At 61.3% G+C, this 8,682-nt stretch carries 11 protein-coding genes; 6 read left to right on the forward strand and 5 right to left on the reverse strand.

The annotated features are described in order from the left end of the window. Nucleotides 1–10: 10 nt before the first annotated feature. Nucleotides 11–304: an outer membrane protein assembly factor BamE gene (gene bamE, locus SGJ19_09640; GenBank protein MDZ4780501.1), complete on the forward strand. Its 294-nt coding sequence runs from the start codon at nucleotides 11–13 to the stop codon at nucleotides 302–304. A gap of 20 nt (nucleotides 305–324) precedes the next feature. Here bamE and SGJ19_09645 read toward each other — a convergent pair whose 3' ends face one another. Together SGJ19_09645 and SGJ19_09650 are read right to left on the reverse strand one after the other, a co-directional pair. Further along, nucleotides 325–549 carry a hypothetical protein gene (locus tag SGJ19_09645; GenBank protein ID MDZ4780502.1) on the reverse strand — a complete coding sequence of 75 codons (225 nt, stop codon included), beginning with the start codon at nucleotides 547–549 and terminating at the stop codon, nucleotides 325–327. A gap of 48 nt (nucleotides 550–597) precedes the next feature. After that, nucleotides 598–1,503 (reverse strand): class I SAM-dependent methyltransferase, encoded by a 906-nt coding sequence (locus tag SGJ19_09650; GenBank protein MDZ4780503.1) that lies wholly within the window; start codon nucleotides 1,501–1,503, stop codon nucleotides 598–600. A 188-nt stretch (nucleotides 1,504–1,691) separates the two neighbouring features. On the opposite strand from SGJ19_09650, the gene SGJ19_09655 reads away from it, so the two are divergent. Continuing rightward, on the forward strand, nucleotides 1,692–2,633 hold the full coding sequence (locus tag SGJ19_09655) for a hypothetical protein (protein ID MDZ4780504.1): 942 nt from the start codon (nucleotides 1,692–1,694) through the stop codon (nucleotides 2,631–2,633). On the opposite strand, the gene SGJ19_09660 is transcribed toward SGJ19_09655, so the two are convergent. Then, nucleotides 2,607–3,962: an amino acid permease gene (locus SGJ19_09660; GenBank protein ID MDZ4780505.1), complete on the reverse strand. Its 1,356-nt coding sequence runs from the start codon at nucleotides 3,960–3,962 to the stop codon at nucleotides 2,607–2,609. The genes SGJ19_09655 and SGJ19_09660 overlap by 27 nt on opposite strands. Nucleotides 3,963–4,075: 113 nt before the next feature. Beyond that, nucleotides 4,076–4,471, reverse strand: a complete 396-nt coding sequence (locus SGJ19_09665) for a hypothetical protein (GenBank protein ID MDZ4780506.1) — start codon at nucleotides 4,469–4,471, stop codon at nucleotides 4,076–4,078. A gap of 261 nt (nucleotides 4,472–4,732) precedes the next feature. On the opposite strand from SGJ19_09665, the gene SGJ19_09670 reads away from it, so the two are divergent. From SGJ19_09670 to SGJ19_09685, 4 genes are read left to right on the forward strand one after another with little or no spacing between them, the layout of a single operon-like run. Then, nucleotides 4,733–4,978 carry a DUF1778 domain-containing protein gene (locus SGJ19_09670; protein ID MDZ4780507.1) on the forward strand — a complete coding sequence of 82 codons (246 nt, stop codon included), beginning with the start codon at nucleotides 4,733–4,735 and terminating at the stop codon, nucleotides 4,976–4,978. Next, nucleotides 4,975–5,463 (forward strand): type II toxin-antitoxin system VapC family toxin, encoded by a 489-nt coding sequence (locus SGJ19_09675; GenBank protein ID MDZ4780508.1) that lies wholly within the window; start codon nucleotides 4,975–4,977, stop codon nucleotides 5,461–5,463. The genes SGJ19_09670 and SGJ19_09675 overlap by 4 nt, the downstream gene beginning before the upstream one ends. Before the next feature lie 40 nt (nucleotides 5,464–5,503). Then, entirely contained in the window at nucleotides 5,504–6,631 is a 1,128-nt protein-coding gene (mnmA, locus tag SGJ19_09680) for a tRNA 2-thiouridine(34) synthase MnmA (protein MDZ4780509.1), read from the forward strand. Next, nucleotides 6,628–8,532: a heavy metal translocating P-type ATPase gene (locus SGJ19_09685; GenBank protein ID MDZ4780510.1), complete on the forward strand. Its 1,905-nt coding sequence runs from the start codon at nucleotides 6,628–6,630 to the stop codon at nucleotides 8,530–8,532. The genes mnmA and SGJ19_09685 overlap by 4 nt, the downstream gene beginning before the upstream one ends. Before the next feature lie 8 nt (nucleotides 8,533–8,540). Here the strand turns inward: SGJ19_09685 and SGJ19_09690 are convergent. Beyond that, a partial coding sequence (locus tag SGJ19_09690) for a diaminopimelate decarboxylase (protein ID MDZ4780511.1) occupies nucleotides 8,541–8,682 on the reverse strand: 142 nt, incomplete at its 5' end.

Genomic DNA, 8,682 nt, shown 5'->3' on the forward strand with positions numbered 1-8,682 from the left:
CATTGAGGGCATGGAAAAACGCAGTCGACGATTCGATTTTGCGATTCGCGCGGTATTGCTAATCGCGGTGATCGTTATTTTTGGCGAGGTTTTCGTCCGCCAAGGCCTGCCAAACAACGTCAGTGATGAAGAACTCAAGGCTCTGAAACCGCAAATGAGCCTCGAGGAGGTTCGCCAGACGCTTGGCAGTCCCAACGAGGTTTTTGGCGAGGGAGGCGACGAAATCTGGGTCTACGGATTCTCGGATACTGCCGGCGTCAAGTTCAAGAACGGCCGGCTCATCGAGACGGAACGCAATCCATAGCTGCTGCTTTGGTCGGACCTTTACGCCGCGCGGCGTTGCTGCGGAACCGCCGGACGCAACGGTTTCCGGCCGACCATAATCAACGACATACCCGGAACCGGCAGCACGTGTTCCAGCAAGCGCGCCACCGGCAACAAGCGGTCGAACCAGATCATCTGCCGCGGGGAGAGCGTGCGGCGGCGGAAAACGTGGCCGGAGACGGCCCAGCCGAGCGTGCCGAGCCGGCTGAAGCGGTGCGTGAACACGACGTCGAGACCTGCCGACGCGAGTTTCTGTTCCAGCCCTTGCGGTTCTTAACGTCGAAAATGCCCGAGCGCGGCGTCGATGCCGGTATAGAGCCGTTCGCCGGCCGGAACGACGAGAATGCGATGTCCGCCGGGCTGCAACGCTTCGGCGAAGGACCGCAGCACTTGCTCGTCCGGTTCCAGATGTTCGAGCACGTTGGAACAGAAGATCGTGTCGATGCGCTCCGCCGCGCACGCTTCAACTTCTTCGCACGAAGTCAAATCAACCGGCATTACGCGGACGCGCTCGTCGTGCGCGAAGCGTTGTTCGAGGCGGTCGAGATAAACCTCTTCTCGATCGGCGAGCACCAGGCGTTCGCAGTCATCGAAGAGTTGGCTGAGATTGCCGATGCCGGCGCCGGCCTCCAACACGCGGCGACCCAGGAACGGCCGGACCTGGTCGACGATCCAGCGGTTGTACCGATCGGCCTGCGCAACCGCGGTCAGAATGTAGAACCCGGCGTGCGTCGTGAATTGAGTGTCCCAGGCGCGGCAACGCGCGGCGCGCAGGAGATTGCGAAGCAAGCCGGCACGGCGCGGCGGCAACTGTGAGTCGCAGGCAATCTCGCGCAGCTTCGCGCCCCATTGCGCGAGGCGGCAAATCAACTCCGTGACGATCTCGTCGCCACGACTCGTGAGCCGCAGATGGCGTAACACGTCGGCGCGGACCGCGATCGGAACGCTCCAGCCGTCGGACAGCGAAAGTCCGAACATCGCATTGAGGCTGCGCGTCGTCATTCGCTGAGCCAATGACGGGCGTGGCCGTGACACGGAGCGCGGAGGAGCAGTCGGCGGCGCGGCAAGGACGGCGTCAGCTAGTCCGCCACGGATCGGGCGGAGCCAAGCGTCTAGATGGGTATCGGCCGGAGCGGCGTCGAGCGAGGCGATCAGCGCGATAAAATTGTGGGTAAACATGAGAGCGCAAACCCCTGGCTACTACCTGTCGCCCCGTCGGGGCTTTGTCTTCGGGCGACTTAGTCGACAATCTGCTGCTACCCTCAGCTTACCTTGCTCCCCCGTCCCGGCGAAACGCCCCAAAAAGTAGACGCGGCGGTCGGGTTCGGCTAGAACGGCGGCTGGTTTACGAATCGCGGAGTTGGGTCATGTTGCGCCTATCGATCGCCTTACTCGTTGCCGTTGTGTTGCTGTCCACCGGAGGACGGGCACGCGCGGCGATTATCAATTCGAGCATGGTAATCGACGCGAACAATTCGTTTCCGGGCGAAACGGTGGAAGTCGTCGACGGGGCGAACCCGCCGACGGTGGTGGATGTTGTGGAAGGGGCGGTGATTGGTGGCAAGGGGATTTTCCCGAGCTTAGTTGGTCGCGGTCAATCTCGCGTCCACTTGTTCGGGCGTGACTTCGGCGATGCTGAAGGTTCGTTCATAGAAATGCACGATCAAAGCCGGGTCATTGCAAGCGGCACGCAAAATTACAACATTGGCTTCGCTGCCTATGATCATGCGTCGGTCCAATTGTCAAATGGAACAATCAGCGCAGGAATGGCGGCTTACAACCGAGCGGTTGTCAGAGCGGAAGGCGCGCGTCTCGACTCGGTGAATGTTTTTGAGAATGCATCGGCGAGGATCATCAATTCACGAGGATTTACAGATGACATTCGCGCAACAGCGACTGGTCATTCCACACTTATCTTGCGATCCAGCCGCCACCGACATCTAGTTGCACAAGATGATAGTGCCGTCTGGTTTGATACTGGTCGTGTCACAGGTTGGCTGCGCGTAAACGATCGGGCGCAGTTTCATTTGGTTGGTGCGAACTATGACATTGCCGAGATCATCGAGGTTGGCGACGATGCGGCACTGCACGTCTATGGAACCGATCTCGTTTACGATACTGATATCGAAGGCGAACTTCCCACTCTGCTTGGCTTTTTTCCTGACGGAAGACCGATTCGACAAGCAGTGCTGTTGGAGGACAACGCCCGCATCGTCTTCCACACCGTCCCCGAACCCGCCACTGCCACCACGCTGGCCCTCGGCATCCTAGCGCTCGCCGCGTCACGGCGGCGCCTTACGTCGCGCTAACAGCGCGATGACCAGCCCCGCCAGCATCACCCCGCCTGCCCAGCCGGCCTCCGGCAAACCTTCGCTTTTGCCAAACTGCTCCACGGCGTAGCTCACGCTCGAATACAGCATGAACGCCGAGGAGAGGCAGAAGATCAGCCAGGTGACCGGGTAGCCGGTCGTGCGGTAGGGGCGCGGCAGGTTGGGCTCGCGGCGGCGCAGGATCCCGAGCGCCACGCCGGTTAGTAGGAAGAACGCGAAGAACACCGGCGAGGTGTAGTTCAACATCCGGCCGAAGCCGTCGCCGCGCTGGCCGAAGCCGCGGATCAGGGACACGCTGATCGCGCATTGCGCTGCCAGCGCCACGAGCGGGCCGCCGTAGCGATCGCTCCAATTCGCCAGCCAGCCGAACCAACCGTGATCCTTGCCTAAGGCGAACGACACCCGCGCGCCGGTGAAGATCATGGCGTTGAGCGCTCCGGCGGCGGTGATACAGACGAGCGCCGCGACGAGTCGCTCGCCGGTTTCTCCGAGCAGCGGCCGGACCAACTCGACGGCGATCAAATCGGTTTGCTGAAAGCGCTCAAAGCCCAGGCTGTAGAGACACGCCAGGTTCACGAGCAGGTAGATCGCCGTGACGACGAGCGCCCCGTAGACCAGCCCGCGGGACAAATTGCGTTCCGGCTCGCGCACCTCGGCGGCCACCATCGGCATATCGCTCCAGCCGCCAAAGGCATACAGAATAAAAATCATCGCCAGCCGCCAATCGGTCGTCGTCGCGACGGCGACTGTCTCGTTGATGTTTTCGGAAGCCGGTCTGATAAACGCGATGAGCACAATCGCCAGCAGGCCGACGAGCTTCGCAATGGAAAGCGCATTCTGCGTGCGCGTGCCGGGCCGGATGCCGAGCATGTTCACCGCGGTCAGCAACACGACGATCGCCACGGCGAAGCCGACGGAACCGAGCATATTGCGAACCGGGAAGAGTTCGACAAAATGCTCGCCGAAGACGAACGCGATGCTGCCGATGGTGCCGGGTCGAATGACCCACATCACGGCCCAGGCGTAGAGAAACGCGACGCGACTGCCGTAGGCGCGGCCCAGGTAGTTGTATTCTCCGCCGTCCTCCGGCATCGCGCAGGCGAGTTCGGCATAGCAAAATGCGCCGCAGAGAGCGAACAACCCGCCGGCCGCCCAGGCGAACATCAGCGCCGTGGGAGTCGGTACGCTGGCCGCGATTACCGGCGCGAGCTTGTAGATGCTCGAGCCGATGATAATGCCCACCATGATGCTCGTGGCATCAAAGAGCGACAATCGTCGGCGCGGCGGCTGTGGAGTGTCAGTGGCCACGCCGGGATTCTACCGAAAACACCGGGATCGCGTAGCCGGCAAGTGGCCGAAATGCCACGGCTTGTTCACAAGCCGTGGCATCAGCGAAGAATTCAAGACCACGCGGCGAGCGATCAAAGAATGAACTGATCGAACTGTTTGTCCATCTCCTTTTTGTCATTCAACTTCAAGATGTCCGGAAACGCCTTGACGAATTTGGCGAGTTTGATGACATAGTCGTCGAGTTCGCCCGACCACTTTTCGAGCTTTTGTTTGGCGCCGGCCGTCATTTCCTGCTTGGCTTCCTTGAGATTGATGAACTTGGCGAAGGCGGCCTTCAGGGCCTCCGCCTTCTTGAAGGCGTCCATGAGGTCCTTTTCGCTCTTGGACGCCTCGAACTTTTTCATGGCCGTCTGGAACTTCTCGATCGTGGGACCGACGTCAGCCTTCTTGAAGAAACTCGACTTCGAGAGGTTATTGGCTTCCTTGAACGTCTTCCACTTGTCCCGATCCAACGTCAGTACGCCCACGGCACGACTCCTGGCAATGAATTAAAGCGAAGTAAATGGCGCCGTGCGGGCAAGGCCTCACAGCGCTCGGGATTATGATGCCGTTCCCTGTGTTTCGCAAGCATTTGGCCGGATTCGACTCGCAAAATGCGAGAAACGACGCAGGCCGGAACAGGGGCGTCATTTGACTCGCTCGACCACCCAGCGCCGATCGATCGAGGCCCGTCCGGAGTGTGCGATCCGGTCGCTGAGAGGTATAATCGAGGAAATGGAGAAACCGCGATGACGTTGCAATTGCACCTGACGCCTGAACTGGAACTTCTCATCAGGAACGCCGCGATCTCGGCAGGCGAGGATGTGGAGGCTTTTGTACTGCGCGCGGTGCAGGAACGCGTCGCGGAAGCGAGAGAACCGCAACGTCTTCGTCCTGGCACGCCGGAATGGAACGAGTTCTTGAACGCCTGGCTGGCAACTCATCAGCCAGTGTCGCACATTGTGGATGATAGTCGCGAGAGCATTTACGAATGAGCGCAAGCTTAGCCGATCAACGCATCGATATCCTTATCGACGCAAATGTATTGCTTCGATTGAGGCAGCCAGGAAGGCCGGAGCGGTCGATAGTTCATACAGCACTTCAGAAGTTGGGCGAACGGTCGTATCGCATCATTGTCGTACCGCAGGTCATCTATGAATATTGGGTAGTTAGCACGCGCCCGACCAATGTTCGCGGGCTTGGATTGGCGGTGAGCGATGCCCAACGTGATATCGAGGGCTTTAAGCGTTTGTACGAGTTGCTGGATGATGATGCCGGTGTATTTCACTATTGGGAGCCGTTGGTGATTGCTTCAGGCGTCTCTGGCAAACAAGCCCACGACGCGCGGCTGGTGGCCGCGATGCAACGACATTTAATTCCTGAAATAATGACGTTTAATGTCAACGACTTAACTCGATACCCTGGCATCGTAGTGCGGTCGCCTCAGGATGTTGCAAGCTGGCCGGAACTACAACATTGAAGCCACTTCATCCGCGCTCACGAACACGATCGCTAAGCCCATGCCACGCGTCCTACTAGCCATGTCCGGCGGCGTTGATAGCAGCGTCGCTGCGCACTTGTTGCTCGAGGCCGGTCATGACGTCGTCGGGCTGTTCATGCGGCATGGGCAGGCAGCAGACGAAGTCTGCGCGACTTCCGGCGAAGAACGCGGCAGTTACCGCGCGCTGTTGCCGGTTGTGCAACCGCGGCCAGGACACAAGCAAGGTTGTTGCAGTTCTTCCGACGCCGCCGACGCGCGGCGCGTGGCGGATCGGCTGGGAATTCCGTTCTATGCGATCAACTTCGAGGAAGAATTCGGCCGCATTATGGACTATTTCGTGGCCGAGTACGCCTCGGGCCGCACGCCGAATCCCTGCGTGGTCTGCAACAACTGGCTTAAATTCGGCAAGCTGGCCGATTACGCCGACACGATCGGCGCGGACTACATCGCCACGGGGCATTACGCGCGCCTGACGCGCGAGCCCGGCGAATCGATCGCCGCGCTGCGGCGCGGAATTGACGGTGGCAAGGATCAGTCCTACGTGCTGTTCGGTATCCAGCGGGCTTTGCTGCCGCGCGTGTTGTTTCCCGTCGGCGAGTATGACAAGCCCACGATTCGTCGCCTCGCCGGCACGCTGGGACTGAATGTCGCCGACAAACAGGACAGCCAGGAAATCTGCTTCATCAACAACGGCGATTACGCGGAGTTCGTCCGCAAACGACACGGCGATCTCGATCTTTCGGGCGAGCTCGTCACGACGGATGGCGCCGTTGTCGGCCGCCACACGGGCATCGAGCAGTTCACCATCGGCCAGCGCAAAGGACTCGGCGTGGCCTTCGGCGAACGGCGCTTCGTCGTCCGCATCGAAGCGGAAACGCGGCGCGTGGTGATTGGCGAGCGCGAAGATCTGGCGCGCTCGGAAGTCTCCGCCAATCGCACGAACTGGCTGATCGAACCGCCGTCCGGGTCGCTGGAATGCAGCGTCAAGATTCGCTATCTCAGTACGCCGGTGCGCGCGACCGTCAAGGTCCTGCCGGGCGATCGGCTGCATGCGTCGTTGCATGAACCCAAAGACGCCATCGCTCCCGGGCAAGCGCTCGTCTGCTACGACGGCGACCGCGTCCTGGGCGGCGGGTGGATCGAGTGAGCGGCGCAGCCACCTCGTCCGCCACCGAACAGGCGAAAGAGCGGCGCTACGCGGTCATCGCCGCGATTGCGGTCGCAGCGATCGCGTTGCATCTGATCTTGCGCTTCGGAACCGGCGCGAGCTTGTTTGCGGCGAACTTGCCGCTCTTCGTGGCCTTGGCCGCCGGCGGCCTTCCGCTCGTCTGGGAGCTGGCCGTGAAGGCCTGGAATCGCGAGTTCGGTTCCGACCTGCTGGCCGGGATCTCCATCGTCACCTCGGTGTTGCTAGAAGAATACTTGGCCGGAGCGATCGTCGTCTTGATGCTCTCCGGCGGCGAAGCGCTCGAACAATACGCGGTGCGGAGCGCGTCGAGCGTGCTCCGCGCGCTGGCCAAACGCATGCCGTCGGTCGCACATCGCCGGCGCGACGGGCTGACCGAGGATATCGCCGTCGATCAGATTGCGCCCGGCGATTTGATGGTCGTGATGCCGCACGAAATTTGCCCGGTCGACGGCGAAGTGGTCGAGGGCCATGGTTCGATGGACGAGTCGTTCCTGACCGGCGAACCGTATCGCGTCTCGAAAACGCCCGGTGTCGAAGTGATCTCCGGCGCGGTGAACGGTCCAGCCAGTCTCACGATCCGCGCGACGAAACGGCCGATCGACTCGCGCTATGCGCAGATCATGAAGGTGATGCAGCAATCGGAGCAATACCGGCCGCGGATTCGCCGCCTCGGCGATCAGCTCGGCGCGTTCTACACGCCGCTCGCCCTCGTCATTGCCATCGGCGCTTGGGCGGCCAGCGGCGAGGCCACGCGGTTTCTCGCAGTGCTCGTCACCGCGACGCCCTGCCCGCTGTTGATTGCGATTCCGGTCGCCATCATCGGTTCGATCTCGCTTTCAGCACGGCGCGGGATCATCATCAAGAACCCCATTGTGTTAGAACAGATCGATCGTTGCACGGTCGCCATCTTCGACAAGACCGGCACGTTGACCTATGGCGAGCCGCGCCTTTCCGAGCAACTCGTCGCGCCGGAATTCGACGCTCAGGAAACGCTACGCCTCGCGGCCAGCGTGGAACGCTATTCGAAACATCCGTTGGCGACGGCGATTCTCCGCGCGGCGCGCGACGAACAACTGAAGCGCAGCGAGGCGGGTGAGATTCACGAGCCGCCCGCGCAGGGACTCGTTGGCCGCGTGGACGGGCACGAAGTGATGATCACGCATCGCAAGCGTCTCATGCGCGAGCGTCCGGAGTTGGCAGAGCAGTTGCCCCCGCCGGCGAGCGGCATGGAATGCGTGGTGCTGATCGACGATCGCTACGCCGCCACGTATCGCTTCCGCGACCAGCCGCGCGCCGACGGCCGCTCCTTCATCGATCATTTGGGACCGCGCCACCAATTGAACCGTGTGCTGCTGGTCTCCGGCGATCGACGCAGCGAAGTGGAATACCTGGCCGGCCGGGTTGGCATTCACGAAGTCCACGCCGAGCAGAGTCCTGAGGACAAAGTGCGGATCGTTCGCGAGGAGACGGCGAAGGCCAAGACGATTTTCCTCGGCGACGGAATCAACGACGCCCCCGCGCTGCAAGCCGCCACGGTGGGCATTGCCTTCGGTCAGCAGAGCGACGTCACCGCCGAGGCTGCCGGCGCGGTGATCATGGATAGCTCGCTCGCCAAAGTGGACGAACTGCTGCACATCAGCCGCCGCATGCGCTCGATCGCCCTGCAAAGCGCCGTGGGCGGAATGGCCCTCTCCATCTTCGGCATGCTTTTCGCCGCGGCCGGTTACTTACCGCCGGTAGCCGGCGCATTATTACAAGAAGCCATCGACGTCCTGGCAGTCCTCAACGCCTTGCGCTCCGCATGGCGACCGAGGACATTGACCGATTTTCAAGACGCATCGCCGGACGGCGAGAGTTGAAGTCGTCACTACCGCATCGGAATCATTTCGCCTTGCATGATCTCTTGCGGCGTTTGCCGGCGACGAACTAGGTGCGGCCGGCCGTTTTCGATCATCACCTCGGCGGCTAGCGGCTTGCTGTTGTAGTTGCTGCCCATCACGGCGCCGTAG

The organism is Planctomycetia bacterium, from assembly GCA_034440135.1.
Taxonomy (GTDB): Bacteria; Planctomycetota; Planctomycetia; order Pirellulales; family JALHLM01; genus JALHLM01.

What these genes read in the sequence shown, in the direction of transcription:
- bamE (MDZ4780501.1), top strand. Translation starts at nt 11, where the DNA reads ATGGAAAAACGCAGTCGACGATTCGATTTTGCGATTCGCGCGGTATTG.
- SGJ19_09650 (MDZ4780503.1), bottom strand. Translation starts at nt 1,503, where the DNA reads ATGTTTACCCACAATTTTATCGCGCTGATCGCCTCGCTCGACGCCGCT.
- SGJ19_09655 (MDZ4780504.1), top strand. Translation starts at nt 1,692, where the DNA reads ATGTTGCGCCTATCGATCGCCTTACTCGTTGCCGTTGTGTTGCTGTCC.
- SGJ19_09670 (MDZ4780507.1), top strand. Translation starts at nt 4,733, where the DNA reads ATGACGTTGCAATTGCACCTGACGCCTGAACTGGAACTTCTCATCAGG.
- SGJ19_09675 (MDZ4780508.1), top strand. Translation starts at nt 4,975, where the DNA reads ATGAGCGCAAGCTTAGCCGATCAACGCATCGATATCCTTATCGACGCA.
- mnmA (MDZ4780509.1), top strand. Translation starts at nt 5,504, where the DNA reads ATGCCACGCGTCCTACTAGCCATGTCCGGCGGCGTTGATAGCAGCGTC.